The following is a 26,464-nucleotide window of genomic DNA, read 5'->3' on the forward strand; positions in this document are numbered from 1 at the left end:
AGCCTTACAAAATACCGCGAGTATCAATAACAACTTTTGATGCAAACTCTGTTTTATCTGCAGCTTTAAATTGTTTATGATCAACTAGTACTACAACGACATTTGCTTGCTCTAGTGCGCTTTCTAACGACACTAAACTAACATTTTTATCTGCAAGGTTAGCTGGTAGCTCTGCAATATTTGGCTCTACCGCAAGTATTTCACCAATATTTTTTGCTGCTAATTCTTCAACAATATTTAATGCCGGACTCTCACGAAGGTCGTCAATATCTGCTTTAAATGAAAGGCCTAGGCATGCAATTACTGGGCGTTTAAATTCATCAGCGGCTTTTGCTACTTTTTCAATTACGTAGAATGGTTTTGCGTCGTTAGTTAAGCGTGCTTGTTTAATTATTTTTGCTTCGTCTGGGCAGCTTGCAACAATAAACCAAGGGTCAACCGCAATACAGTGGCCGCCAACACCTGGGCCTGGGTTTAAAATATTTACACGCGGGTGACGATTAGCAAGCTTAATAAGCTCCCATACATTAATTTTTAATTTGTCACAAATGACCGACAATTCATTGGCAAAGGCAATGTTTACATCGCGAAATGAGTTTTCGGTTAACTTAGCCATTTCAGCAGTACGAGCATTGGTAATAATACACTCGCCGCGCACGAAAGTTTCGTATAACTTAACCGCTTTTTCGCTACATGCTTTGCTCATACCACCTATAACGCGGTCGTTTGATACCAGCTCTTGTAATACATAACCAGGTAATACACGCTCAGGGCAATGCGCAATGTTAATGTCGGCGGCATCGCCTTTATCTTGTGGGAACGTTAAGTCAGGACGCGCTTCACTTAACCAAGCGGCTAGTTGCTCTGTTGCACCTACGGGTGAGGTGCTTTCTAAAATAACTAAGTTACCTTTTTCAAGCACTGGGGCAATCATTTTTGCAGCCGATTCAATATAGCTTAAGTCGGCACTGTGGTTACCACTTTCGCTGTGAATAAATGGTGTAGGTACAGCTACCATAAACGCGTCGGCTTTTTCTGGCGTTGTAGTCGCTCTTAAATTACCAGTAGATACTACGCCACGAACTATTATGTCGAGATCAGGCTCTACTATGTGTATTTCACCGGCATTAATGGTATTAACTGCTTTTTCGCTTACGTCTAAACCAATTACTTTCATACCACGCGATGCAATAACCGCTGCAGTTGGTAAACCTATATAGCCTAAACCAACAACTGAAACTGTTTTAATTGTCATTACTAAATCCTTGAAAAAGTTTTAAACTTTATTTTAACCTTTAAAGTGTTGCTTAATTTTTGCCACAATGCGCTCACACGCTTTACCATCACCATAAGGGTTATGTGCACGGCTCATTGATTGATATTCTTGAGCATTTGTTAGTAAGTTATTTACTTCACTCACAATACGAGCTTTATCTGTACCCACTAGTTTAACTGTACCTGCTTCTACCGCTTCTGGGCGTTCTGTAGTATCACGCATAACAAGCACAGGCTTACCTAGGCTTGGCGCTTCTTCTTGAACACCACCTGAGTCGGTTACTATTATGTGAGCCTGATTCATTAAGTACACAAATGGTAGGTAGTCTTGCGGCTCGATTAAATGCACATTATCAACATTTTTTAATATGCGGTTTACCGGTTCGCGTACATTAGGATTTAAATGCATTGGGTATAAAATTTGTGTACCTGGGTGCGCGGTTGCAATTTCTACTAACGCCTCACAAATTCGCTCAAAACCGCCACCAAAACTCTCACGGCGGTGCCCTGTTACTAAAATAAGTTTTTTAGTTTCATCGAGCTCTGGAAACTTAGCTTTTAGAGTTGAAATTAAAGCGGTATCAGTTTTTACCTTATCAACCACTTGTAGTAATGCATCAATAACGGTGTTACCAGTAACTAGAATATCGTCAGCATTTACTGCTTCGTTGAGTAAGTTTTGCTGTGATGTTTGCGTTGGTGCAAAGTGTAACTTTGTAATAGCGCCAGTGAGTTTACGGTTACCCTCTTCCGGCCATGGTGAACTTAAGTTACCTGTGCGCAAACCCGCTTCTACGTGCCCTACTGGAATTTGCTGATAAAACGCAGCTAAGCTTGCAGATAAAGTCGTACTTGTATCGCCATGAACAAGCACTAAATCTGGTTTAAACTCTTCAAGAATAGATTTTAAACCTAACAAAATATTTGTTGTTACATCGTATAAGCTTTGACCCGGCTTCATAATATTTAAATCGTAATCTGGTACAATTTCAAACAACTCTAAAACTTGGTCAAGCATTTCACGATGCTGTGCAGTAACACATACTTTTGCGTCAATACCTTCTGCTGCATTTAGTGCTTTAACAAGTGGCGCCATTTTTATTGCTTCAGGTCGCGTACCAAAAATACTTAATACTTTAATAGCCATGATTTCCCTTAATTTTTTACTAACCGGTTTTGCATAACTTTATGCATTTGCCATTAATTGCTTAACGCGCTTTGTAAATTCTTCACCCATTAGGCTTGATTGCATTGCGTATTCTACGTTTGCAAGCATGTAACCTAATTTTGAGCCGCAGTCGTGTGACTTACCCTTTAGATGGTACGCTTCAATTGTTTCAAGATGACGTAACTGCAGTAATGCATCTGTTAATTGTATTTCGCCGCCAGCCCCTGGAGGCGTAAACTCGAGTAAATCCCAAATAGCGGGTGATACAACATAGCGCCCTGTTATGGCTAAATTACTGGGTGCTTCGTCATTGTTTGGCTTTTCAACCATGTTGGTTATGGTTGCATTTTCGCCAGGCGCAATATTTTTACCTGCCAAATCAACCACACCATAGTTGTGCACTTCCTCATGAGGGACTGGTTCAACCATAATTTGATTATGTTGAGTGCCTTCAAATTGGGCGATCATTTGCGCTAGGTTATCAACCTTAAGATTTGACTTATATTGATCGATAATTACATCGGGCAATAAAATAGCAAAAGGGTTGTTGCCTATAATTGGACGTGTTTCAAGTATTGCATGGCCTAAACCTAATGGCGCCGATTGACGAACCGATATAATGCTTACATCACGCGGGATTATTGAACGCACCTCTTCTAATAGGCTGCGTTTTACGCGCGCTTCTAGAGTAGCTTCTAGCTCAAAACTGGTATCAAAATGATTTTCTATTGCGTTTTTAGAAGCATGAGTAACCAGTACAATTTCTTTAATACCGGCTTTTACGGCTTCGTTTACAACGTATTGAATGAGAGGTTTGTCGACTAGTGGAAGCATTTCCTTTGGTGTTGCTTTGGTAGCGGGTAACATACGGGTACCCAAGCCTGCAACAGGCAAGACTGCTTTTAATACTTTCACTTCAATTCCTTTTATAGTTACTTTTGGTTATAACGTAGCTATTAATAAAATACCGCTGCGAGTAGCGAGTTTTAAATACTACTAACCATATGGGCGGGTATTATACACAACACAAATAATCGCTCAATATAAAAAGCAGCCTTTTTGATTGTTTTAGGTTAACTTTTTGTTAACAGTTTATTTTTGCTTTTTTTGTAATCTATCAATTTACTTTCAATGGGAATATAATGGCTTTGTTAACATTTTAGGGATGGGCTTTGTGCGCGTTGGAATTTGCATCATTATATTAGTGTCTTTTTTTGCTTGTGCACAAGACATGCTTTTGCATCTGCGAAATAGCGATATAATAAGCCGTGCCAAACAGTTTTACGGCGATGCAGGCCACCAACGAATAAAAACGTGGCTGAGTTTTATAGATGACTCCGCCGATAAGAGCGAATGGCAAAAAATTCATTTAGTTAATGATTTTTTTAATAAGCATATAAAGTACAAAACCGATGACGAACTTTGGCAAAAAAAAGATTACTGGGCCACCCCTCTAGAAAGCCTAGGTGTGGGCATGGGTGACTGTGAAGATTATGTTATTGCTAAATATTTTACTTTAATCGCTTTAGGTATCCCCGAAGATAAAATACGCTTTATGTATGTACGCCAGCGTACGGTTAATCAACCACACATGGTGCTTATATACTTTGAACAACCAAACCAAATACCGCTGGTGCTTGATAACTTTAATACAAAATTAGTGCCTGCAAGCAATCGGGGCGATTTAAAACCTATATACAGTTTTAATGGCCAAGGTTTATGGTTAGCCAAATCGAAAGGGTTAGGTAATAAGGTTAAAAATAGTCGTGGCGTTTCTGCTTGGAACACTATGCTTGAACGAATTGAACAAGGTGAGCTTGCCCCCGCCGCCAGTAACAATAAAGGAACTAGTAGTTATGTCTCGAATATTTAAATATGGATTGAGTTTAAAAACTCAAGTATATGGCTTGATCATATTAATTTCGGTTATTTCATTTTGTGTACGCGTTATTACCGATGTGGATACAACCCGTAATTATTTACAAACGCAAATGGCCAGCCATGCGCAAGACACCGCTACCAGTTTAGGGCTTTCTATATCTCCTTATTTAGAAGGCGACAGCCTAATGATTGCCGAAACTATGGCAACCGCTATTTTTGACTCTGGTTATTACAGCCAAATTAAATTTACCGATGTGCAAAATAATATAGTGTTTGAGTTACAAAACCCTAAACGCGTTGAATCTGTTCCTGGTTGGTTTATTAGTGCTGTTGAACTGAGTGCACCTACTATGCATTCTGAAATAAACAATGGTTGGATGATGGCAGGCACACTTGATGTAACCAGCCATACTGGGCAATCTTACCTTACATTGTGGCAACACACACTCCGCAGCTTATATAGCTCATTTTTGCTATTAGCAGCATCGCTGGCTATTGCATTTTTAATTTTACGCGCAGTATTTAAGCCGTTAAAAGCAGTAGAAGACCAAGCCACTTTAGTGACTCGAAAACGCTTTACCTTAAATAAAGAAATACCAGTAGCACGGGAGCTTCGCACAGTAACCCAAGCCATAAATAATATGGTTATAAACTTACAAAGTACCTTTGATTCGCTGACCAAACAAACACAAGCGCTTACTGAAGAAGTTTATATAGATTCGTTAACGGGGTTGGGTAACCGTAAGTCGTTTGAAAACCACTTTAATTCTGTTGTAAATAATATTACTGACGATACGCCAATTACTGCAATGATGCTTACCCTACCCTCGTTAAATAATATTAACCAAGTGGTAAGCTACCAAGATGGTGATCAGCATGTACTTGATGCCGCTAAAATACTTAAGCATGTTGCCGATGAGTTACCAAATTCAACTATATTTAGGCTTAACGGGGGTACGTTTGTTTTACTGGCCCCGTATGACGTTTTATTTTTAAATAAAGCCCGCCTAGACCTCATTGATAATTTAAGTCAAAAAGAAAACAGCTTACATATAAACGGTTACGCTAATTTAGCGATTGTTGCTGTTGAGCAAGGAACGAGTTTAGGTGAAGTGTTATCGCTACTTGATACCGGTTGCACTATAGGTGAAGACACTACGTTTGATAAAAACGATAAAGAGTCATTATTTAGTGTTAACCAATGGCGTACCTTAATTAAGTCGATTATAAATGCTGGCGAAGTGAGTTTTTCGGTGCAACCTGTTAAACAAGCTAATAAAACTGATTCTCAGTGTTACTTTGAGGTATTTGCACACTTTATTCATGAAGGTGAAAAGGTAAATAATGGTCACTTATTTGCGATGGCTGAAAAATTAAATTTAACCGAAGAACTCGATAAAAAAATTATACGTAGCTTTGTAGATGTAAAAGAGCACTACCCTAATGATGTGTTTGCGTTGAATATTAGTAAAGCATCATTGTATTCAGCCGACTTTATACAATGGCTTACCCTTTACTCGCACACTAAACCGGTAATTAAAACAAACTTAGTGTTTGAACTACATGAAATTGGTTTGCTTTATAACGTGCATGTTGCGTCTTTACATATAGATGCAATTAAAGAGCTGGGTATTAATGTGTGTATTGAACACTTTGGTACTAGCTTAACGTCGTTTAGGTATTTACAAGGTCTTGATATTGAGTACGTTAAAATTGATGGTAGTTACATTCAAGATTTGGTAACTAACCCGCAAAGTCAATTTTATATTCAAACAGTTAATAATATTTGTCATGGCTTTGGTATTAAAGTTTTAGCCTGTTTAATTGAAAAAACCGAGACTTTAGAAATACTTGAATACCTAGGATGTGATGGGGTACAAGGTAATTTAATATTACCACCATCAAAAATTATTAAATCTAATGAAAATGGCGTAAATAAAGAGTTTACTTTTTGCACCGATGCGCTAAAATTTTGCAATTAGTACTCAACCAAGGGACGAGAAATGAAAAAATTAATTTTAGCTGGCTTAGTAGCTAGTGCGTCTGCTCTAACTGCTTTGCCAACCTATGCACAAACGGATAATAATGCTGTGGTTCAAGAAGTGAGCATAAATAGCATTATTGATATTCTTAATAACGTAACAGCAGATACTACGCCAGAGCAATTACGCGAAGATTTAGTAGAAGCGATTAAACGTATTTGTAAAAATAAAGAAAAAATCAAGCTAGACGAAAAACTGCTTAATGGCGCTTGTGGCGCTGCTGATATAGATGCAATGGTTGCTGCTGTTGTGGCACGTTTTGGTGCAGACAATCCATTAATTTCTGACTTTTTAGCTGCTCTTTCAGCTGCTGGTTTAGATACTGATGCAATCACCCTAGCAGCAATTACCGCAGGTGTTGATGCAACAACCGCTTCTGAAGCAACTGCTGCAGGTCCTGGTGCAGGTCAGCCTGCTCCGCCAGTAGGCAGCTTACCAACATTACCAACACCTCCAGGTTCTGGTGGTACAGGCGGTGATAACGGTATATCTGAAGTCGGTAACTAGTTTTTACTATTAGTATATTCAAACGCAGCCAATTGGCTGCGTTTTTACTTTGTTTGAGTTTATTTTGAATCGTTTTATATTTTTTCTTATTTGTCTGATCCTTTTTTTGCTTCCCCTTCCTTTAGGTAGTTATAGGCCTTGGGCAATTTTAGCTATTGGTATTTTAACTAGCTTTACCTTTATTACTCACTTGGCAAACAGTGTTTTAAATAACCACCAAGCACTTTTCCCTCCTCGATATACTTGGCCGTTATTTACTGCCTTAGGCATTGTTGCTTTAGTGTGCGGGGTCCAGTTATTTGGCGTAAGTATTGATGCTTTTCAAACAAAACAAATGTTATTAAAAACCAGTTTTTTAATAATGTTGAGCTGGTTAATATTTAATTACTGTAATAATGTAAATCGTATTAAAAAATTAATTTACGCCGTCATTTGCGCCGGTGTTTTTCAGGCTTTGTATGCTAGTTACTTAAACTTATCGCCCGATATTGTTAGCCCTTTATTTGGCTACAAACACACCGACAGAGCTATTGGTACTTTTACCTATTCTAACTTTTTAGCTAACTATTTAGCGCTGTGCTTATGCTTAGGCATTGGTGTTTTAATTAGCGAACTAAAACGCACTAACAGCGGCTACAAGCCTACTTTAAAACAAACCTTACGTGCTTGGGCTGAGATTATATTAAGCTCTAAAATAATTTTGCGTATATCGCTAATTATTATAATTGTGGCGCTTATTTTAACCCGTAGTCGCATGGGTAATTCGGCCTTTTTTATCGCCTTAATTATAGTGAGCTTACTGGCGCTGTTTGTTTATAAACAAAAGCCTAAGGCATTTAAATTGCTGATTGTAAGCTTTTTTATTATCGATTTAATCATCATTGGTGCCATTTTCGATGTAGAAAAGGTAAAACAACGTATTAGCGAAACCAGTTTACAATCGGAAACTCGCGATGAAGTTGTACGCGACTCAATCCCGCTGATTTTAGATAACCCGTTATTAGGCTCGGGCGGCGGTACTTTTTACACTGCGTTTCCCGCGTATCAGTCTGAGCCCTACTCTGGTTATTACGACAACGCGCATAACGATTATGTACAATTTGCAGTTGAGCTGGGTATTCCTGCAACGGCGTTATTGGGGCTGTTAGTGGTTTATTGTTTATGGTTATGTATTAATACTATGCGAACGCGCAAAACGCCCCTTTATCAGGGTGTGGCGTTTGGTTGTGCTACAGCTATTGTGGCAATGATGCTGCATTCGTCGGTTGATTATTCGCTACAGGCGGGGGCTAATTCGATGTTGTTTATAGTAGTGTTATGTTTAGCTTTATTAACCAATAAGTTGCCAGCACCAAAACGGATTAAAAAACGGCGAAGTGAAAGTTAACGGGCTGCGGGGAGCGAGTCACGAGCTGTATCCTAACATCTTTTTGGCCTTCTCATTTGCTCCTCATTCACTTCTCTCAGTGCAATAAGATCTTTAAGAAAAGTATGCACAAAGAGGGCTAAGAGACGCTGCGCTTTTAAAGGTTAAAGTCGAAAGTTACCGGGCTGCGGGGAGCGAGTCACGAGCTGTATCCTAACATCTTTTTGGCCTTCTCATTTACTCCTCATTCTCTTCTCTCAGTGCAATAAGATCTTTAAGAAAATTATTCACAAAGAGTGCTAGGAGTCGCTGTGCTTTTAGAGGCAGTAACAAAACAATTAATCACTTTGGTTAGTAGCTTTATTTTCTCATTTACTCCTTATTATCTTCTCTTAGTTCAATTAGATCTTTAAGAAAAGTATGCACAAAGAGGGTTAAGAGGTGCTGCGCTTTTAGTTATTTAGCCCGCAACTCGAAGCCCGTCGCCCGTCGCTCACGACATTAAAAAATACCGCGACATGAAGTCGCTGCTACAAGTCGGCAATAATATCGACCTGATACCTAGCACCTAAAACCTATCGCCTGTTCCAATTTACTGCTCTTCTAAATCAAATTCGGTGGTGTGGCCGTCGCCGTGTATGAGCTGGTAGCGGTCTAAATTACCGCCTTTGAGGGTAACCAAACTAATAGCCGAATCACTTACTAGGTACTTTTGCCCTTTGCCTTTAGTTTGGTGTTTGTCGACTTCCATGTGCCAGCGTTTGGTAAAAAAGTTAAGCGGACTTTTAGGGCCATATAAAATGGAGTCGAGCTTATCAAGCACATTTATTAGCTTACGCGGGAACTCGTTTTTAATGCCACTAGCTGTGAGCTGCCAAATTCTGTTGGGGTGATCGCCAAAACGCTTTTGCACTGAAAAACAAAACGAATAATGCACGTCGCCTGATAAAATCAGCGTTTCATTTGGAGTGTCGGTACGTCTAAATGTGTCGAGCAATTTTTTAGCTGAGCCTTCGTGCGCCATCCAGTTTTCTACATCAACCATAAGCGGTTGCCCACACATGTTAAACACCGCTTGAATTGCCTCTATTGATTTAACCCCAAACACCGGAGCGGGCGATACAATAATGACTTGGTCATGGCTGAGTAGGCTTTCTTCAAGCTCAGTGAGACGCTCCCAATCTAACAAGCCTGAGGGTTCATTAAAGTTCTGCTCGTTACGCCAGCGGTGTGTTCGGGTATCAAGCACCACCACTTTAGGAATAGTTGTTAGCTCATAATGCCAATGGTTAAAATCGTTTAGATGTTTATCAAATGCTTTGAATTGCCATTGCTTATCCCCAGCTAGACTTGTTGTAAATGGAGTAAGTAGCGCACCGGTTTTTTGCAGTGCGTCGTTCCCCATTCCCTGAAACAGCCAATAGCTTGCTAAGCCATTATTTACAATACGCTTGCTACTGGGGTTTTGATTAATGGCTTGCTCCCACCCGGCGGTGAGGTTCCAATCATCAGTTACATCGTGATCGTCAAACATCATTAAGGTAGACACATTGGCACATAATCGCTCTACCTCAGCTAAGCCTTTAGCGTAATCAATGAGTGTGGCTTTTTCTGTGCTAAACAATGCTTGGCTTTTTTCGTTACCGCCTGAGTAATTTAGCTTTGATAAGTCAACATATTGCCACGCGGTACTACTAAAATTAAGTAAATACAGTGCCACAAATTCTTCAAAATGAATAAGGTGGTTATACGCTTTTACGCTAGAAAAATGCGGCTCGTCTTTTTTTAACCAGTAACCTATGCCTAATTTAGAGCGCTTTTTCCATGAGGTGGTAGGGAGTAAATGATGGCGGCCATAAAGCTGTTGGCTAATATCGTCGGGTAAATCCAGCGCAAGCGGTTGCTCTTTGTAAATGCCTAATTGCTTAATGAGTTGATGGATAGCTAATAACATAGGCCCTGCTACATCGTCAGCATATACCTGATCGCCCGAGAGCAATAGCAACTGCGCACCTTGCTGATTATGACTGCGTTGAGTAGCTTGCCACTGACTTGAACTAACTAGGCTGTCTTTTGCGGGATGATGTGCATTGCGACATGAGCCATGCAATATTTGCGTCAGTCTTTTGGGGATCACAAACGCAGGTAACGCGCCATCATTAAAACTAAACGCTGATAAATCAACGGGGCTGTCATCAAAAAACAACTGATATTGTAATAATATGTCGCGCGGGAACTGGCTGTTTATGGGTTTAATAACTATAAACTGTAAAAATAAATGTTCACCCAGTCTAACGCTGTTTTGTTCGCTATAGCATTCGTAGCCCATTAGCTCTATACGGCCGTTTACCTGCTTTGAGGTAGCAAACTGAATACAAACTGTGGTTTTTTCTGCTCGGCGCACCATAGGCCCCATAAGTAACAGCGGGTGTTGCACCGAGAGAGTCGTCATGAGGTTAGCCTTTAGCTGCTAATTTAAATAAAGAATAAAAATTATCGGTAGTGGCCTTTGCCAATTCGTTAAAGCTAATACCTTTTAGTTCACTAATATAGTAAGCAACGTCTTCCACATACGCTGGCTGATTAGTTTTACCACGGTACGGTACTGGGGCTAAATACGGCGAGTCGGTTTCAATAAGCAGTCGATCAAGTGGGATTTGTTTTACCACTTCTTTAAGTTCTACCGCATTTTTAAAGGTTACAATACCTGAAATAGAAATATAAAAACCCATATCAATGGCTTTTTTAGCCATATCCCAATCTTCGGTAAAGCAATGTAATACCCCACCGCAGTTTTCTGCTTTGTGTTCACGCATTAGATTAATGGTGTCGGCACGTGCGTCGCGGGTATGAATAATAAGTGGCTTTTGTAATTCGTTGGCTACTTCAATATGGCCAACAAAGCTTGCTTGCTGCACTGCGTGAGTGTCTTTTGCGTAATAGTAGTCAAGCCCGGTTTCGCCAATGGCCACTACTTTGTGGTGCGAGGCTAAATCAATTAATTGCTGTTTGTTGAGCGCGTCTTTTTGATCAAGCGGATGTACACCACATGACGCTGATACGTCGTCGTAATGCTTAATTTGCTCTAGCATGTTAGGGAACTGATCAAGTGTGACGCTCACACATAAAAAGTGTTCTACTTTTTTGGCACGGGCGTTATCAAGTACTTGGTCTAGGTTTAAATCGAGTTTATCAAAATCAAGACGGTCTAAATGGCAATGAGAATCTACAATCAAAATAAGGCCTGTTTTTACTACATGGTATAAGTTGGATTGCCGGAGTTTAACATAGTCCCCAGCAGTTTTTCGATCTTCGCGTTTAGGTTTGTTTTATCATCTAAAAAGCTAATGCCGATCCCCGGAGGGTTTGAGCTTTGTGCACCTTGCGGAGTGATCCACGTAACTTTGCCGGTGACCACATCGTCTTCTAAGGCATCAGGTAAGGTTACTCGTAAAGCGAGTGAATACCCAGGCTCATAACGCATATTGGTGCGTACAAATAGCCCCCCTTTTTTTAAAAAAGGCATGTAGCAGCGATATAGTTCGTCAAGGTCATCTATATCAACTAATAGCTCTTGCATATCTAATCCTTTTTATTGGTTGCGTAATGTATACGCTAGTCGTGATACCGCAAGCGGTAAGTTTAGCCCAAGAATTTGTATGTTATTTTGTAAAAAATCATTCAAGGCTTGCTGTGCAACTTGGTAGGCTTCAAAACTCATGCCGTTTAAAAGCTGCTGTTTTAGCTGCTCACTTAAAAATAAGGTAAAAATACGAACAAGCTCAGGCTGTTTATTTATTATATCGACTAACGCATTGAAATTATGGCTTTGTTTAAACTCAGTTGCAAATTTATAGAGTGTATCAATACTTTCTAGCTGATTTTGCTGTTGCCACTGCTTTACTTGCAGGGGTTGACTGTAAAACAATGATAACCATGGGTAGTTAGGCACATCTAAAGAACTTAGCCACTGCTTTGCTAGCTGGCTGTTGGTTACTTTGACCTCAGTTTTAGCACAGCGGCTTAAAATAGTCGCTGGTAATTGCGCCGCTTGGCTGGTTGTGAGAATTAAAAACCGGCTGTTACTGGGCTCTTCTAAGGTTTTTAATAATGCATTTGCTGCTGCCGTTGTCATTTTTTCGCAGTTTTCAATAATCGCCACTTTGTTGCCATTTTGCGCCGCCGACTGGTGCATAAAATCGCTTATGCCGCGTATGTCGTCTACACCTATGCTTTGCCCTTCTACTTGAGTAACGCGTTTATCTGGGTGCGTCCCAGCTAGGTTTAACGAGCAGCTTTTACACTGCCCACACGGCGTTAACACGCTATTAGGTGCACTCAACTGCGATTGTGTATTATGACATAACAAACTGTTAGCTAATTGCTCGCTTAGCTCAAACTTGCCTACTCCAATAGGCCCGCAAAATAGCTGCGCGTGATGAAAGCGCTGCGCTTTATAGCTTTGAGCTAAACGTTGCTCTACATCGTTAAGCCATGGCAATGCCATATTATTTTAACCCTGAAAAAAATGTGCGCAGTACATTGGTAATATCACGGTGTACTTTATCAATACTTTGGTTGGCATCGACTGTTTTTATGCTTTCATCATCGTTTGCAAGCTCAATGTAACGCATACGGGTGCGCTGAAAAAACTCAATGGCTTCTTGTTCAATTCTATCGAGTTCACCACGCCCTTTTGCACGTTCAAGACCAATAACAGGGTCAATATCAAGGTAAATGGTTAAATCGGGTTTTAATCCTTTTAACACCATAGAGGATAACGATGCTAACGTGTTTGCACTAATTCCGCGTCCACCGCCTTGATACGCCTGTGACGATAAGTCGTGACGATCAGCCAATACCCATTGCCCTTGTTCCAGTGCCGGGTTTATTACATTGTGCATTAGCTGTGAGCGAGCTGCGTACATAATAAGTAGCTCAGTTTCAAAGGCGATTTCTTCTTGATGCTCTGCTTTTACTAAAGTACGTAAGGATTCAGCCAGTGGTGTACCACCGGGTTCACGCACATTAATAAAATCAATATGATGATGGTTTAAAAAGTCTTGGCACAGGGCAATAGCGGTTGATTTACCCGCGCCCTCTAGGCCTTCTATCACTATAAATTTTGGTTTCATAAACACTAATTCTTTTTATTTAAAATATACCGGTTAACCGCCGCATTATGTTGCTTTAATGTGGTTGAAAACTGATGGCTGCCATCGCCTTTTGCTACAAAGTAAACATACTCGCTTTTAGGCGGGTTTACCGCGGCTAAAATCGCTTCTTTGGATGGCATGGCAATTGGCGTGGGCGGTAATCCGTTAATACGATAAGTATTATACGGTGTGTAATTTCTCAAGTCTTTACGTTTAATATCACCGTCAAAATCTTCGCCTAGCCCATATATTACGGTTGGATCGGTTTGTAAGCGCATATTGGTATTTAATCTATTTATAAATGCCGATGCAATTAACGGACGCTCGCTGGCAAGCGCGGTTTCTTTTTCGATAATAGAGGCCATGATCAGTGCTTCATAGGCGGTATCGTAAGGTAAATCACTTGCCCGTTGCTGCCAAGCATCAGCCAACGTTTGCTGCATTTTTTGCGCAGCACGTTTTAGTAAACTGCTGGCAGTATCATTGCTATGGTAATGATAGGTATCGGGGAATAACCACCCTTCTAGATGGGTTTGCTTACCTATTATTTGCTCGCCAAGTTGCTCAAGTTTTAAATCGTTTTGTAAGTGTGTAGAAGTACTCAGGGTATTTAAAACATCCCTTAGTGCTTGGCCTTCAATAATGGTAAAGCTGAAACTAATTTGCTGACCTTGATTAATTTTCTTGATGTTATTAAGCACGCTATCTGCGCTTAGCTCGTACAAGCCTGCTTTTAAATCGGTCAAGGTTGGGTCGAGCTTGGCTAATATTTGAAAACGCCAACAGTCTTCTACCCACTGTTGTTGTTGCCATTGACGGCACAACTTATTAAAGCCGGTGCCTTTTTTAACTTCAAATTGGGTGTTATCGGCTATCTGTAATGGCGTTTGAATTGTTGCCTGTAATTGCTGATAGCCAATCACTGAGCTAAAAAAAGCCAGCAATAATACTGATACTATAACTTTTAACACTAAGCCTCCTTGGCTACTGTTAGTAATGACTGACTGTGAGCAATATCAAAACAGTGCTCGCCTATGCTTTTTACCGGCACAATTTTCATTAAACTATTACATACAAATACCGCGTCTGCTTGGGTAAGCTCATCAACGCTGATAGTTTTAAATTCAATTGCTAATTTATCACATAAAGATTGCAGAAAAACACCTTTAATGCCGCACTCATCAAGCCTGGGGCTAATTACTTTATTATTTTTTATTGCAAAAATATTAGCCGCGGAGGTTTCAATTACATTGTTGTTGTAGTCAAGTACAAGTGCATCATCACTTTGCTCGGCTTGTAGGGCATTTTTAATCAATACTTGCTCAAGCCTATTTAAGGTTTTAAGCCCTGCTAAGTGCGGTTGTAAAGCCAGTTTAATTGGGCTAATAGCTAAACTAATTCCTGTCTCATGTAAGCTGTGATAATGCGCTGGATAAGGTAAAACACTAACAATAATGTTTAAATTACATTCGCTTGGTGGCGCATAGCCTCGCCCGCCCTCACCTCGTGTTACCACTATTTTAAGAACCGCTTGAACCTGTGATGCTATTTGCTGAGTAATGTGCGACTCAAGTGCTTTAAACTCAAGCGCTGGAAACCCTAAACGCTGCGCACATTCAATTAAACGCGCTTTATGATAAACCCAATGCTCAACCTGTCCATGAGTAATAATTGCGGTTGTAAAAAAACCATCGCCATAGTTTAAGCCCCTATCGCGGGTACTTATGGTACTGGTTTCACTTGCTGTTATTATTGTTTGCATATTTTTTTACACATAAAAAAACCCAGTTAAACAACTGGGTTCTTATTGTCGTTCGTTGTTAAAAAAGATTATACCTTTTTAAACAGTAACGAGCCATTAGTACCACCAAAACCAAATGAGTTACATAAAGCGTAATCAAGTTTGGCGTCTCGCGCTGTGTGCGGTACGTAATCTAAATCACACCCTTCATCTGGGTTGTCTAGGTTAATCGTGGGTGTTACTTTTTGCTCGGTCAACGATAAGATAGACACTATCGACTCAACAGAGCCCGCTGCACCTAGTAAATGACCCATCATCGATTTAGATGAGCTTACCATCACATCTTTCGCTGAATCACCAAAAATGGTTTTAACCGCTGAGGTTTCGGCTTTGTCACCCGCGTGAGTAGACGTACCGTGTGCGTTAATGTAGCCAACTTGCTCTGCATTTACTTGCGCATCGTTTAATGCGTTTTCCATAGCCAGTGCTGCACCTGCGCCGTCTTCTGGTGGCGAGGTCATATGGTAGGCATCGCCACTCATGCCAAAGCCAACAAGCTCTGCATAAATTTTAGCGCCACGTGCTTTAGCGTGTTCGTATTCTTCAACAACTACTACACCAGCGCCATCAGAAAGCACAAAGCCATCACGGTCTTTATCCCACGGACGAGACGCTGCTTGTGGGTCGTCGTTACGCGTTGAAAGCGCACGTGCGGCATTAAAGCCACCCATACCAATTGGCGTACACGCTTTTTCTGCGCCACCGGCAACCATTGCATCGGCATCGCCGTAGGCAATCATACGTGCTGCATGGCCAATGTTGTGCAGGCCTGTGGTACATGCGGTTACAATTGAAATATTAGGACCACGCAAGCCATGCATTATTGATAAATGACCCGAGATCATATTAATAATGGTAGACGGTACATAAAACGGCGATAACTTTCGTGGACCGCTGTTTAGTAGTTTAATGTGGTTTTCTTCGATTAGGGTTAAGCCACCAATGCCTGAACCTACCGCTACACCAATACGGGTTGCGTTTTGCTCAGTGACTTCGAGGCCTGAATCTTGAAAAGCTTGAACACCCGCTGCAATGCCATACTGGATAAATAAATCCATTTTTTTAGCATCTTTTGGCGACATATAAGCCGATGCATCAAAATCATTGATTAAACCAGCGAAGTGAGTACCAAATTTTGATGTATCAAAGTGGGTAATATTTTGAATACCACTTTTACCATCTAATAAGCCTTGCCAGGTTGATTGCACATCATTGCCTAGCGGCGTCAACATTCCTAAGCCAGTTACGACGACACGACGTTTAGCCACGGTTTGCCTCCAATAAGGAATTATTATTATACCAATTAACTTAGCTCAGTTTATTTCAGCGTTAACGCTGTTGCTAGTTATGTTATTAGTATTGGGGATGATCATACCCAAGCTACCTCAAAGTGCGAGTCTCAAACCAATAACCAACGCTGAGCAATAACAACTTAATTGCTAATGATAGGTGAGGGTTTGGAATTGAATCATGTACTTTGAGGTGGTTTGGATATAAAGATTAAAGGCAGCGGATGCTGCCCTTAATTTGCGATTAATTACTCAGCGTGAGCTGTAACGTAATCGATTGCAGATTGTACTGTAGTGATCTTTTCAGCTTCTTCATCTGGGATCTCAGTGTCGAACTCTTCTTCAAGAGCCATTACTAATTCAACAGTATCAAGAGAGTCTGCACCTAGGTCATCAACGAATGAAGCTTCGTTTTTAACTTCTTCTTCTTTAACACCTAGCTGTTCGATGATAATTTTCTTTACGCGTTCTTGGATATCGCTCATTCTTCTTTCCTTTATTAAAAACGCCAATGCGTTATTTTCAGATTGCGGCGTAGTTTACGTCCGATAATTCTCTGATTCAATCTTTTGACCATAAATAATTTGCTGGTCAAACCTCTTGAGTGTTTATTTTATCTTTTATCGCTTATTTTCACAGCGATTTCAAGTATGTTTAAAGCAAGTTTGCGAAAAATTCAATATTTTTTAGCAAACTCATTAGTAATTTGTGGTTTAACTATTTCGCATTGCGAAGCTAAACCATGTACATCGCACCATTTACATGCAAAGTTTCACCTGATACGTACGCAGCAGCGTCAGATGCTAAATAACACACAGCTGCTGCAATCTCATCTGGCTGGCCTAAACGACCCGCAGGTACGTTTGCAAGCGTTGCTGCTTTTTGCTCATCTGTCAAATCATCCGTCATGTCTGTTTGGATGAATCCCGGTGCAACCACGTTAACAGTAATACCACGAGAAGCAACTTCACGCGCTAATGATTTAGAAAAACCGATAACACCCGCTTTAGCTGCCGCGTAGTTCGCTTGGCCAGCGTTACCCATAGTGCCCACTACTGAGCCAATATTGATAATACGGCCGTTCTTTTTCTTCATCATTGGGCGAAGTACCGCTTTAGATAAACGGAAAATAGAGCTTAAGTTGGTGTCGATAATATCGTCCCACTCACTCTCTTTCATGCGCATTAATAAATTATCGCGCGTAATACCGGCATTATTCACTAAAACATCAATATCACCTAAATCGGCTTTAATTGCCGCTAATGTTGCCTCAATTGACGCAGGATCGGTGACGTTAAGCGCATAACCCTTACCGTTATCACCTAAGTATTCGCTAATTTTAGCCGCACCTGACTCGCTTGTCGCTGTGCCCGCTACCTTTGCGCCTTGTGCCACTAAGGTGTTTGCAATCGCTTTACCAATACCACGGCTAGCGCCGGTGATCAGGACAACTTTGCCCTCTAAAGAAAATAAATTACTCATATTATATACTCTTATTTAGCTGTATCGATTGATGCAAGGTCGTTAACTGAGCCACACACCATCGCTTTATCAATGCGTTTTGCAAGTCCTGTTAATACTTTACCAGGGCCAAATTCATAACTTTGCGTTACGCCTTGTGCAACTAATGCTTGCACTGTTTCAGTCCAACGAACTGGGCTATATAACTGACGTACTAATGCGTCTTTAATTGCATCGGCTGAACCTTCAGCTTTTACATCAACATTATTAATTACATCACACTTAGGTGAATTAAATGTTAAAGCCGCTAAGTCAGCGGCTAATTTTTCAGCCGCAGGTTTCATAAGTTCACAATGCGACGGTACGCTAACCGATAATGGCAGTGCACGTTTTGCGCCGGCTTCTTTACAAGCGACTGATGCTCTATCTACTGCATCTTTATGACCGGCAATAACCACTTGGCCTGGCGAGTTATAATTAACCGGTGAAACAACCTCACCTTGTGCAGACGCTTCACATGCTGCTTTAATTTCGTCATCACCTAAACCAATAATAGCGGCCATAGAACCCACACCCGCAGGGACAGCTTCTTGCATGTATAAACCACGGTTTTCAACCAGTTTTACGGCTTCACTTAGACTGATCACATCGCTACATACTAGTGCTGAGTATTCGCCTAAGCTATGCCCTGCCATGACAACGTCTGCATCTGGATTTGCAGCTAACCAATGACGGTAAATAGCAACGCTTGCTGTTAATAAAGCAGGTTGAGTACGGTGAGTTTGATTTAGTTTTTCTTCTGGACCGTTAAGAACGAGATCTGCTAGGTCGTATCCTAGTGCGGTTGATGCTTCTGCAAATGTGGCTTTTACTATGTCTGAGCTTTCAAGTAGCTCGTTTAACATACCCACAGTTTGCGAGCCTTGACCTGGAAAAAGAAGTGCAATTTTTTGTGCCATAGTTTGCTCTTTTAATTAAACAAAATAAATAATGTATAACACGGCACATCAATTTACTGATTGGCCACCGTGTCTTTAGAATGTGTTTTTTCGAAGATAGCAGCAATTTTATCCGGAAGTTGACGTTCTACTTCTTTCACTGCTTCGTCGATTGCGGCATGAAATGCTTTAGCTGAGGCATTTCCATGGCTTTTAACAACAATACCGCGCAATCCTACCAGAGAAGCGCCGTTATACTGGTCGGGGTTCACTCTTTTATAGAGTTTTTTTATGATTGGCGCCAACATAAACGCCATGCACTTATAAACAACGTGTTTTTCGAGGGCACGGGTGAACTTTTTCATGATAAGTTTGGCAATGCCTTCGCAGGTTTTAAGTGCAACGTTACCGACAAACCCCTCACAGACAATAACATCGGCTTTGCCAGAAAAAATATCGCTACCTTCGCTATACCCAATATAATTAATCAGCTCGCTTTGCTGCATTAACTGCGCGGCTTGCTTAATTTCGTCGTGACCTTTGATGTCTTCGGCGCCAATATTTAATAAACTGACTTTTGGGTTATCACACCCAAGTGCTTGTCCTGCCACTACCGAACCCATAATGCCAAACTGATACAGCATTTGCGCATCACAGTGCACATTGGCACCTAAATCGAGTAAGTAAACAGGATTTTTACGTTCAGTCGGTACAGCCGATATGAGTGCGGGACGTTTCACTCCTGGAAGCATTTTTAATACGTAATGCGCCATAAAAAATAGCGCCCCTGTATTGCCAGAGCTAACACAGGCTTGCGCTTCACCCGATTTAACTAAATCAAGGGCAACACGCATTGAGGAATCTTTTTTTGAGCGTATAGCAACAGCGGGTTCGCAGGCATTGGTGACAACGTCATTACAATGGCGAATTATTAATCTGGGATGAGAAAGTGAATCGAGTGATTCTAATTGTTTAGCTATTACTTGCTCGTTGCCACATAAAATGAGTTTTAAGTTGGCATTAGCATTTACCGCGGAAACGGCTGCGGGGATAGATGAACGGGGGCCATAATCGCCCCCCATCATATCTAACGCTATGGTTAGATTGGTCAGCATATAAGCAATCTCTTAGTTAGAAATTACTTGAACGCCTTTGTAGTAACCATCTGCAGTCACATGGTGACGACGATGAGTCTCACCAGATGTTTGGTCTACAGTTAAAGTTGGACCACTGATCGCATCGTGTGAACGGCGCATGCCGCGTCTTGCACGAGACTTTTTGCTTTTTTGTACAGCCATAGTCTTCTCCTAAGAATCTTTCTTAAGTTGTTTCAAAATATCAAATGGATTTGGTTTATCATCTTCCGCCTTTAAAACACCAAAGCTGGCAGGCTCTGCTGTATAACTGCATGAAGCTTCGTTGTGGGTAGGCACTAATGGCACTGCTAAAATAAGCTCGTCTTCGATTAACTCAAACACGTCTATTTCACCATTTTCATCAAGTGCTACTTCGTCGTAGCTTTCTGGAAGATCATCTGACTCTGCATCCAAACCGACTGGCGAATACACAAAGTCTTGATCCAAATCCAACCCTAAATCACCATTACAACGTTGACAAGTGACAGTTACGTGTGTGGACAAATTGCCACTAATCACAACTAAACCTTGCTCATCGTTTTTGCAATGAATTTTTACCGCTATTTCACCTACTTCTTCCTGGATAACCCCTCGTAAACGAGGAAGTTTCTCAAGCGGTACAATGCCGTCATACTTTAAACGGTGTTGCGCTGCTTTGCCCGGATGAAGGGTGATGGGAATTTTCACCTTTTGCATAGGGGCTGCATCATATAGATAGTTAGTGGGTTAGTCAAAGTAAAAAACCAATTTTACGTTGTTTTTCACGTGTTTTACTCACGGATCTGATTTATCCTAACTCAATCTGATTTACGCTAGGAAAACATGCCATGAAGCACTCTCTTATATTAGCCTCAAGCTCGCCTTTTAGGCAGTCTTTATTACAAAAATTTAATCTGCCTTTTGAAACGTTTTCGCCCGATGTTGACGAAACGCCTCACAGCAACGAAACACCTAACGATCTTGTTAAACGTTTAAGCGAACTAAAAGCCGCAGCTGCGGTCGAGCATTTTGGCCAAGGCTTAGCGATTGGCTCCGATCAGGTTGCTGTATTTAATGACCAAATATTAGGTAAACCACACAATAAAGAAAACGCCATAAAACAACTCAGCTTATTTAGTGGGCAAACGGTCACTTTTTTAACTGGCTTGTGTGTGTACGATATAGACACAAAGCAAAGCAAAACCCTTGTTGAGCCCTTTAATGTCACTTTTAAAACGTTAACAACGGCGCAAATAAGTGCTTATTGCGATGCAGAGCAACCTTATAATTGTGCAGGAAGTTTTAAAAGTGAAGGCTTGGGTATTTGTTTATTTGAAAAGCTCAGTGGTGATGACCCAAATAGTTTAATTGGTTTACCACTCATTAAACTCAGCCAATTATTGGCTGAGTTTGGCTTAGATGTATTAAGCGCACAAACTAACTAAGTAAAAGTTGTTGCAACTGCTGATAGTTGTCAGCGGTTGCAATAGGCGTAAACTCGTTTAATTGCGCAGCGTTGTGCACGCCCATGGTTACCCCTAGTCTATCCATACCTGCAGCTTTTGCCATTGCCATGTCGATTTGCGTGTCGCCTATCATCAATGCTTCGTCGGCGCTTATAGCCAGCTCTTCAAGTAGTTGATAGAGCATATCAGGAGCTGGCTTTGATTTGGCGTCGTCGCTGGTACGCGTAGCACTAAAAAAATGACGCAGCTGGCTCTCATCCAATAAACGCTCCAACCCTACCCGACTTTTACCTGTGGCAACCGCCAATATTACGCCTTGATTTTTTAACCCAGTGAGCACCTGTTCAACGTGCTCAAATACCGGTGTTGGGGTGGTATCAAGCGCATACTGCTGTTTATAACCTGCAATAAGCGCTTCGTGATGCTCACTGTAATCAGGAAACAAGCTCGCTATTGCGTTTTCAAGCGACAAGCCAATAATATTTTTACTGGCAGTATCGCTCGGCGGTTCAATATTGAGTAACTGTGCACTTTTGCGGATACAATTAACTATTTTGCTAATTGAATCCATAATGGTGCCGTCCCAATCAAAAATCACCAGCTTGTAGTTTTTCATGGTGGGTGAGATCACGCTTTTGCTGCTCTAAGTTTCACTAAACAACTTGATAGTGCTTTATCAAGCGGTGCTTCTACTCGCATAGTGGTTTCGTTTTTAGGGTGGTAAAAACTTAAATCATGGGCGTGTAAAAATAAGCGATTTAAACCACGTTTACGCATTGACTCGTCAAACCCTTGATCGCCATATTTGTCATCACAGGCAATAGCGTGGCCTTGACACTGAGTATGCACACGAATTTGGTGAGTACGACCGGTTACAGGGGATGCTTGTACTAATGAGCAATCGTTAAAACGCTCAAGCACTTTAAAGCGGGTATGCGACGGTTTGCCCTCGGTATTATCAACACGTACTACGCGCTCACCCGATTTTAGGGTGTTTTTGCGCAAGCCTTCAGTCACATTTTTTGTTTTAGAGTCCCATTGACCCTCAACAAGTGCCCAATAATTTTTTTCCATTGTTTTTTCGCGTAATTGCTCATGCAACGCAGTCAGTACAGAGCGGCGCTTAGCAATGAGTAAACAACCTGATGTATCACGGTCTAAACGGTGCACAAGCTCAAGGCTGCGCTCTTCTGGGCGTAAAACACGCAATGCTTCAATAAGGCCATAGCTTAGGCCACTGCCGCCATGCACAGCCATACCCGATGGCTTGTTAATAACCATCAGGTATTTGTCTTCAAATAAAATATCGTCTTCAAGGCGCGTTACTTTATCGAGTTTTGAAGGGACAAACTCTTCACGCTCTGACACTCTGATTGGTGGTATACGAATAACGTCGTCTAGCTGCAATTTATACACAGGTTTAATGCGTTTTTTGTTTACACGCACCTCACCTTTACGAAGAATTTTGTAAACTGCGCTTTTAGGCACCCCTTTTAAATGGGTAATAAGAAAGTTATCAATACGCTGACCTAAGTGGTCTTCGTTGATAGTGACAAAAGTTACTTGTAAGCCGGTTTTTTCTGACATTGCCTAATCACTGATTTAAGTAAAATAATTTAGTTGCTAACACAGTTATAATAGTGGGATAATCAGCAGCGCAAATATTTAGTATTTGCAAATAACAACGGTGCTTTTTAACACATTAAAACATTCGTGATGCACATTCTGGGTAACCGATCATACAGATCCGAGTTAAGTTTTCCAAAGCTTTTATACATACCCAGTTAACACGTGCGCACAACTAACGGCAATGCGCGTAATATATTGCTGCTTAAGTTTGAACATGAATTGATTTTTAAAGTGATAGTAAAAGCAATGAACAGATAATTTGTCTGATAGTGGCGGCGTAAAAAAACGCCGTTCAGAATTCGCTCAAATATTGTAGTACCGTACAGCAGCTTATTTAGAACTAAAAAAATCTAATAAATAAGCGTTCATTAACATCGGTAGCGATTTTTGCTCATAAAAACGATAACGGTAGTTTTAAAAACGAAACTATGGTTTGAAGCTAAAGAGCCCTACGCACCTAATATGAATGCATTTAATAAGATTGTTATGACAGGCCAACTTCTGGATAAAACGAGTATTGAGCTAAAAAGCCGACACGTTTGTATCCCCTTAGAATTTAATAGCGTGATTACACCCTATTGTTTGCCGGCATTTAAAATACTGCTTACTAAATACAGAGCCGTTCCGTTAAAGACCCAGTCGTGAGGCTGCACATTCTAAAAATAGGAACACCTGAACAGGCGAGAAAACATCGTCATGTCAGCGACACAAACTAGTAGAGTAACATTATGAAACGTATGCTAATCAATGCAACGCAGCAAGAAGAAATGCGCGTAGCACTGGTTGACGGCCAGCGCCTATATGATTTAGATATAGAAAGCCCAGGTCACGAACAGAAAAAAGCCAATATTTACAAAGGTAAAATCACACGTATTGAACCATCTTTAGAAGCAGCATTTGTTGATTACGGTGCTGATCGTCATGGTTTCCTTCCTTTAAAAGAAATTGCCCGTACTTACTTCCCGCAAGGTTACACCTTTCATGGTCGTCCGAATATTCGCGACGTGATCAAAGAAGGTCAAGAAGTTATTGTACAAGTTGATAAAGAAGAGCGCGGCCAAAAAGGGGCAGCACTGACTACCTTTATCAGCGTGGCAGGTAGTTATTTAGTACTTATGCCTAACAACCCTCGCGCTGGCGGTATTTCTCGCCGTATTGAGGGTGATGAGCGTACTGAACTTAAAGAGTCGCTAAGCCGCTTAGAACTTCCAAAAGGTATGGGCTTAATTGTACGTACCGCAGGTGTTGGTAAGTCGTTTGAAGAACTAAACTACGATTTAAAAGCATTATTAGTCCACTGGGAAGCCATTCAACAAGCGGCAGACAGTGCAAAAGCACCATTTTTAATTCACCAAGAAAGCAACGTAATTTTCCGTGCAATTCGCGATTATTTACGTCGTGACATTGGCGAAATTTTAATTGATAAGCCTCGTGTTTTTGAAGAAGCTAAAGCGCACATAGAGCGTTTTCGTCCTGATTTCATGAGTCGCGTTAAGCTTTATCAAGGTGATACACCTTTATTTACACATTACCAAATTGAAAGCCAAATTGAGTCTGCGTTCCAACGTGAAGTGCGCTTACCTTCAGGTGGTTCTATTGTAATTGACCCTACTGAAGCACTTACCTCTATCGATATCAACTCGTCTAAAGCAACAAAAGGCGGCGATATTGAAGAAACAGCGCTTAACACCAACCTAGAAGCGGCAGATGAAATTGCACGTCAACTTCGTTTACGTGATTTAGGTGGCTTAATTGTTATCGACTTTATTGATATGACACCTCCACGTCATCAACGTGAAGTAGAAAACCGCTTAAAAGATGCTGCTCGCCCTGATCGTGCGCGCGTACAAATTGGTAAAATTTCTCGCTTTGGCTTACTTGAAATGTCGCGCCAACGCCTACGCCCTTCACTAGGCGAAGCAAGCCAAGGTGTTTGTCCACGTTGTAGTGGTCAAGGTACAATTCGTTCTAACGAATCAATCGCATTGTCTATTCTTCGTTTAATTGAAGAAGAAGCGATTAAAGACAACACCGCTCAAGTTAATGCTCAAGTGCCTGTTGCTGTTGCCGCTTATTTATTGAATGAGCAACGTCGTAGCGTTCACCGTATTGAAAAGCATCATAAATGTGATGTAGTGATTATTCCTAATCAACACATGGAAACACCTCACTACGAAGTAATGCGTTTACGTAAAGATGAAACGCTTGAAACTGTAAGCTACGAGCAAGTTGTTGCGCCTGAGCCTGAAGCATTTGAAATGTCTAAATCGCCAGCGGCACCTGTTCGTGAAGAGCCGAAGCTTAAAGGCGTCGTTATGCCTTCAACGCCTGCTCCACAAGCGGCAGCAAAAGCTGCGCCGGTAGTAGAAGCAAAAGCTGAAATTGGTTTATTTGCCGCATTAGGTAAATGGATTAAGTCGTTATTTGGGTCTGATACTGAGCAAAAATCAGAAAAACAGACTGAAAAGCAATCGCAAGATCGCCCTAGTAATAACCGTGGTAATGATAATCGTCGTCGTAATAACAACCAACGTCGTCGTAATAATAACCCTCGTAATAAACCGCGTAACGAACGTACTGCAGACACTGAAGCTAAAAATGAGTCGGCGCCTGTAAATGATACGCAAGAAAAGAATGAGAATCGCAATAAGCGCCGTCGTAATTCAAATACGCGTAAACGTCCTGAGCATAAAACTGAAGATAAAACGCAAGTAAAAGCAGAGGCAACTCAAAATACGGATACTGCAGTTAAATCTGATAAGAATGCTGAGCCAAAAGAGCAAAAGCCTAAGGTACGTCGTCAACGTCGTAATTTACGTAAAAAAGTTCGCGTACAAGACGAAAGCACAGAGCAAGTTCAAACAACTGAGCAAGCTGTTGAGCAACCAGTGGTTAAAGAAGACAAGCCACAAGTGAAAGAGCAAGCTCCTGTTGTTGAAAAGCAAGCGCCGGTATCTGATGAAAAAGCACCTGCACCTGCTAAAGAACAAGCTGAGGCTGTTGTTGATGCAAACGATAACGTGGCAACACAAGATGAAGAGCAAGAGCAAACACGTACTCGCTCACGTCGTTCACCGCGTCATCTTCGTGCATCTGGCCAACGTCGTCGTCGCCCTGAAGGTGAAAACGCGCAAGAGAAGTCTGATGAAGCGCCTGCTTTCATTCCAGTTGCGGATCAAGCCGCTGCTGAATACGAAGCAGAGCTAAAAGCAAAAGCACATAAAACGGCCGTTGATGCCTCTGATGCAGTTGAACAAAACATTGTTGAAGAAGAATTAGCGAAAGTTGAAGAGCCTGTAAAAGCTGAAGAACCAGTAAAAGCTGAAGAACCAGTAAAAACTGAAGAACCAGTGAAAGCTGAAGAACCAGT

25 protein-coding genes are annotated in these 26,464 nt (G+C 41.1%); 6 read left to right on the plus strand and 19 right to left on the minus strand.

The features are described from left to right. Nucleotides 1-4: 4 nt before the first annotated feature. The 3 genes from wecC to galU are packed head-to-tail and all read right to left on the minus strand — an operon-like array spanning nucleotide 5 to nucleotide 3,358. The gene (wecC, locus tag BM380_RS03260) at nucleotides 5-1,255 is read right to left on the minus strand and encodes a UDP-N-acetyl-D-mannosamine dehydrogenase (protein WP_090492899.1); all 1,251 of its coding nucleotides are present in this window, start codon (nucleotides 1,253-1,255) and stop codon (nucleotides 5-7) included. Between the two features lie 33 nt (nucleotides 1,256-1,288). Then, on the minus strand, nucleotides 1,289-2,422 hold the full coding sequence (gene wecB / locus BM380_RS03265) for a non-hydrolyzing UDP-N-acetylglucosamine 2-epimerase (RefSeq protein WP_090492902.1): 1,134 nt from the start codon (nucleotides 2,420-2,422) through the stop codon (nucleotides 1,289-1,291). A gap of 39 nt (nucleotides 2,423-2,461) precedes the next feature. Next, nucleotides 2,462-3,358, minus strand: a complete 897-nt coding sequence (galU, locus tag BM380_RS03270) for a UTP--glucose-1-phosphate uridylyltransferase GalU (RefSeq protein ID WP_090492904.1) — start codon at nucleotides 3,356-3,358, stop codon at nucleotides 2,462-2,464. Nucleotides 3,359-3,617: 259 nt separating this feature from the next. Between galU and BM380_RS03275 the strand changes: the two genes are divergently transcribed. The 4 genes from BM380_RS03275 to BM380_RS03290 all read left to right on the plus strand — a co-directional run bounded on the left by BM380_RS03275 (nucleotide 3,618) and on the right by BM380_RS03290 (nucleotide 8,260). Next, nucleotides 3,618-4,316 (plus strand): transglutaminase-like cysteine peptidase, encoded by a 699-nt coding sequence (locus BM380_RS03275; protein ID WP_024601407.1) that lies wholly within the window; start codon nucleotides 3,618-3,620, stop codon nucleotides 4,314-4,316. Beyond that, nucleotides 4,300-6,306, plus strand: coding sequence for a bifunctional diguanylate cyclase/phosphodiesterase (locus BM380_RS03280; protein ID WP_090492907.1), 2,007 nt, complete (start codon nucleotides 4,300-4,302; stop codon nucleotides 6,304-6,306). Before BM380_RS03275 ends, BM380_RS03280 begins: the two co-directional genes overlap by 17 nt. 21 nt (nucleotides 6,307-6,327) lie before the next feature. Continuing rightward, on the plus strand, nucleotides 6,328-6,873 hold the full coding sequence (locus BM380_RS03285; RefSeq protein ID WP_058154463.1) for a hypothetical protein: 546 nt from the start codon (nucleotides 6,328-6,330) through the stop codon (nucleotides 6,871-6,873). Between the two features lie 64 nt (nucleotides 6,874-6,937). Next, complete coding sequence (locus BM380_RS03290; RefSeq protein ID WP_175527440.1) at nucleotides 6,938-8,260, plus strand: O-antigen ligase family protein; 1,323 nt, start codon at nucleotides 6,938-6,940, stop codon at nucleotides 8,258-8,260. Nucleotides 8,261-8,831: 571 nt separating this feature from the next. Here BM380_RS03290 and BM380_RS03295 read toward each other — a convergent pair. From BM380_RS03295 to yceD, 14 genes are all read right to left on the minus strand, one after another. Next, the gene (locus tag BM380_RS03295) at nucleotides 8,832-10,691 is read right to left on the minus strand and encodes an alkaline phosphatase D family protein (RefSeq protein ID WP_090492910.1); all 1,860 of its coding nucleotides are present in this window, start codon (nucleotides 10,689-10,691) and stop codon (nucleotides 8,832-8,834) included. Between the two features lie 4 nt (nucleotides 10,692-10,695). Continuing rightward, nucleotides 10,696-11,475, minus strand: a complete 780-nt coding sequence (locus BM380_RS03300; protein ID WP_013464702.1) for a TatD family hydrolase — start codon at nucleotides 11,473-11,475, stop codon at nucleotides 10,696-10,698. Nucleotides 11,476-11,492: 17 nt separating this feature from the next. Next, entirely contained in the window at nucleotides 11,493-11,819 is a 327-nt protein-coding gene (locus tag BM380_RS03305; RefSeq protein ID WP_008109887.1) for a PilZ domain-containing protein, read from the minus strand. 12 nt (nucleotides 11,820-11,831) lie between these two features. Beyond that, nucleotides 11,832-12,746 carry a DNA polymerase III subunit gene (locus tag BM380_RS03310; protein WP_016899839.1) on the minus strand — a complete coding sequence of 305 codons (915 nt, stop codon included), beginning with the start codon at nucleotides 12,744-12,746 and terminating at the stop codon, nucleotides 11,832-11,834. A 1-nt stretch (nucleotide 12,747) separates the two neighbouring features. Then, nucleotides 12,748-13,374 (minus strand): dTMP kinase, encoded by a 627-nt coding sequence (tmk, locus tag BM380_RS03315; RefSeq protein WP_016899838.1) that lies wholly within the window; start codon nucleotides 13,372-13,374, stop codon nucleotides 12,748-12,750. A gap of 5 nt (nucleotides 13,375-13,379) precedes the next feature. After that, the gene (gene mltG, locus BM380_RS03320) at nucleotides 13,380-14,366 is read right to left on the minus strand and encodes an endolytic transglycosylase MltG (protein ID WP_090492912.1); all 987 of its coding nucleotides are present in this window, start codon (nucleotides 14,364-14,366) and stop codon (nucleotides 13,380-13,382) included. After that, nucleotides 14,366-15,157 (minus strand): aminodeoxychorismate lyase, encoded by a 792-nt coding sequence (gene pabC, locus BM380_RS03325; RefSeq protein WP_090492915.1) that lies wholly within the window; start codon nucleotides 15,155-15,157, stop codon nucleotides 14,366-14,368. Before pabC ends, mltG begins: the two co-directional genes overlap by 1 nt. Nucleotides 15,158-15,225: 68 nt before the next feature. Then, nucleotides 15,226-16,464: a beta-ketoacyl-ACP synthase II gene (fabF, locus tag BM380_RS03330; protein ID WP_008109876.1), complete on the minus strand. Its 1,239-nt coding sequence runs from the start codon at nucleotides 16,462-16,464 to the stop codon at nucleotides 15,226-15,228. Nucleotides 16,465-16,733: 269 nt separating this feature from the next. Further along, a complete protein-coding gene (gene acpP, locus BM380_RS03335; RefSeq protein ID WP_008109873.1) occupies nucleotides 16,734-16,970 on the minus strand; it encodes an acyl carrier protein in 237 nt (78 codons plus the stop codon). A gap of 250 nt (nucleotides 16,971-17,220) precedes the next feature. Beyond that, nucleotides 17,221-17,967 (minus strand): 3-oxoacyl-ACP reductase FabG, encoded by a 747-nt coding sequence (fabG, locus tag BM380_RS03340; RefSeq protein WP_013464697.1) that lies wholly within the window; start codon nucleotides 17,965-17,967, stop codon nucleotides 17,221-17,223. A gap of 11 nt (nucleotides 17,968-17,978) precedes the next feature. Beyond that, the gene (gene fabD, locus BM380_RS03345) at nucleotides 17,979-18,905 is read right to left on the minus strand and encodes an ACP S-malonyltransferase (RefSeq protein ID WP_036956225.1); all 927 of its coding nucleotides are present in this window, start codon (nucleotides 18,903-18,905) and stop codon (nucleotides 17,979-17,981) included. Between the two features lie 53 nt (nucleotides 18,906-18,958). Further along, nucleotides 18,959-19,999, minus strand: a complete 1,041-nt coding sequence (gene plsX, locus BM380_RS03350; protein WP_013464695.1) for a phosphate acyltransferase PlsX — start codon at nucleotides 19,997-19,999, stop codon at nucleotides 18,959-18,961. 12 nt (nucleotides 20,000-20,011) lie between these two features. After that, nucleotides 20,012-20,182: a 50S ribosomal protein L32 gene (gene rpmF / locus BM380_RS03355; RefSeq protein ID WP_008109865.1), complete on the minus strand. Its 171-nt coding sequence runs from the start codon at nucleotides 20,180-20,182 to the stop codon at nucleotides 20,012-20,014. Between the two features lie 9 nt (nucleotides 20,183-20,191). Next, nucleotides 20,192-20,716: a 23S rRNA accumulation protein YceD gene (gene yceD, locus BM380_RS03360; protein ID WP_013464694.1), complete on the minus strand. Its 525-nt coding sequence runs from the start codon at nucleotides 20,714-20,716 to the stop codon at nucleotides 20,192-20,194. Nucleotides 20,717-20,847: 131 nt separating this feature from the next. On the opposite strand from yceD, the gene BM380_RS03365 reads away from it, so the two are divergent. Further along, nucleotides 20,848-21,444 (plus strand): Maf family protein, encoded by a 597-nt coding sequence (locus BM380_RS03365; protein ID WP_090492917.1) that lies wholly within the window; start codon nucleotides 20,848-20,850, stop codon nucleotides 21,442-21,444. Here the strand turns inward: BM380_RS03365 and BM380_RS03370 are convergent. Together BM380_RS03370 and rluC are read right to left on the minus strand one after the other, a co-directional pair. After that, nucleotides 21,437-22,081: an HAD-IA family hydrolase gene (locus BM380_RS03370; protein WP_090492920.1), complete on the minus strand. Its 645-nt coding sequence runs from the start codon at nucleotides 22,079-22,081 to the stop codon at nucleotides 21,437-21,439. The genes BM380_RS03365 and BM380_RS03370 overlap by 8 nt on opposite strands. A gap of 11 nt (nucleotides 22,082-22,092) precedes the next feature. Then, complete coding sequence (gene rluC, locus BM380_RS03375) at nucleotides 22,093-23,052, minus strand: 23S rRNA pseudouridine(955/2504/2580) synthase RluC (RefSeq protein ID WP_036982979.1); 960 nt, start codon at nucleotides 23,050-23,052, stop codon at nucleotides 22,093-22,095. Nucleotides 23,053-23,822: 770 nt separating this feature from the next. Between rluC and rne the strand changes: the two genes are divergently transcribed. Further along, a partial coding sequence (rne, locus tag BM380_RS03385; RefSeq protein WP_090493060.1) for a ribonuclease E occupies nucleotides 23,823-26,464 on the plus strand: 2,642 nt, incomplete at its 3' end.

The organism is Pseudoalteromonas sp. DSM 26666 (assembly GCF_900116475.1).
GTDB classification, from domain to species: Bacteria; Pseudomonadota; Gammaproteobacteria; order Enterobacterales; family Alteromonadaceae; genus Pseudoalteromonas; species Pseudoalteromonas tetraodonis.

Coding starts and splice junctions, on each gene's coding strand:
- fabD (WP_036956225.1), bottom strand. CDS start 18,905: ATGGCACAAAAAATTGCACTTCTTTTTCCAGGTCAAGGCTCGCAAACT.
- tmk (WP_016899838.1), bottom strand. CDS start 13,374: ATGAAACCAAAATTTATAGTGATAGAAGGCCTAGAGGGCGCGGGTAAA.
- wecC (WP_090492899.1), bottom strand. CDS start 1,255: ATGACAATTAAAACAGTTTCAGTTGTTGGTTTAGGCTATATAGGTTTA.
- BM380_RS03365 (WP_090492917.1), top strand. CDS start 20,848: ATGAAGCACTCTCTTATATTAGCCTCAAGCTCGCCTTTTAGGCAGTCT.
- plsX (WP_013464695.1), bottom strand. CDS start 19,999: ATGCTGACCAATCTAACCATAGCGTTAGATATGATGGGGGGCGATTAT.
- fabG (WP_013464697.1), bottom strand. CDS start 17,967: ATGAGTAATTTATTTTCTTTAGAGGGCAAAGTTGTCCTGATCACCGGC.
- BM380_RS03280 (WP_090492907.1), top strand. CDS start 4,300: ATGTCTCGAATATTTAAATATGGATTGAGTTTAAAAACTCAAGTATAT.
- wecB (WP_090492902.1), bottom strand. CDS start 2,422: ATGGCTATTAAAGTATTAAGTATTTTTGGTACGCGACCTGAAGCAATA.
- yceD (WP_013464694.1), bottom strand. CDS start 20,716: ATGCAAAAGGTGAAAATTCCCATCACCCTTCATCCGGGCAAAGCAGCG.
- pabC (WP_090492915.1), bottom strand. CDS start 15,157: ATGCAAACAATAATAACAGCAAGTGAAACCAGTACCATAAGTACCCGC.
- BM380_RS03295 (WP_090492910.1), bottom strand. CDS start 10,691: ATGACGACTCTCTCGGTGCAACACCCGCTGTTACTTATGGGGCCTATG.
- acpP (WP_008109873.1), bottom strand. CDS start 16,970: ATGAGCGATATCCAAGAACGCGTAAAGAAAATTATCATCGAACAGCTA.
- BM380_RS03285 (WP_058154463.1), top strand. CDS start 6,328: ATGAAAAAATTAATTTTAGCTGGCTTAGTAGCTAGTGCGTCTGCTCTA.
- BM380_RS03310 (WP_016899839.1), bottom strand. CDS start 12,746: ATGGCATTGCCATGGCTTAACGATGTAGAGCAACGTTTAGCTCAAAGC.
- rpmF (WP_008109865.1), bottom strand. CDS start 20,182: ATGGCTGTACAAAAAAGCAAAAAGTCTCGTGCAAGACGCGGCATGCGC.
- rluC (WP_036982979.1), bottom strand. CDS start 23,052: ATGTCAGAAAAAACCGGCTTACAAGTAACTTTTGTCACTATCAACGAA.
- BM380_RS03370 (WP_090492920.1), bottom strand. CDS start 22,081: ATGAAAAACTACAAGCTGGTGATTTTTGATTGGGACGGCACCATTATG.
- BM380_RS03305 (WP_008109887.1), bottom strand. CDS start 11,819: ATGCAAGAGCTATTAGTTGATATAGATGACCTTGACGAACTATATCGC.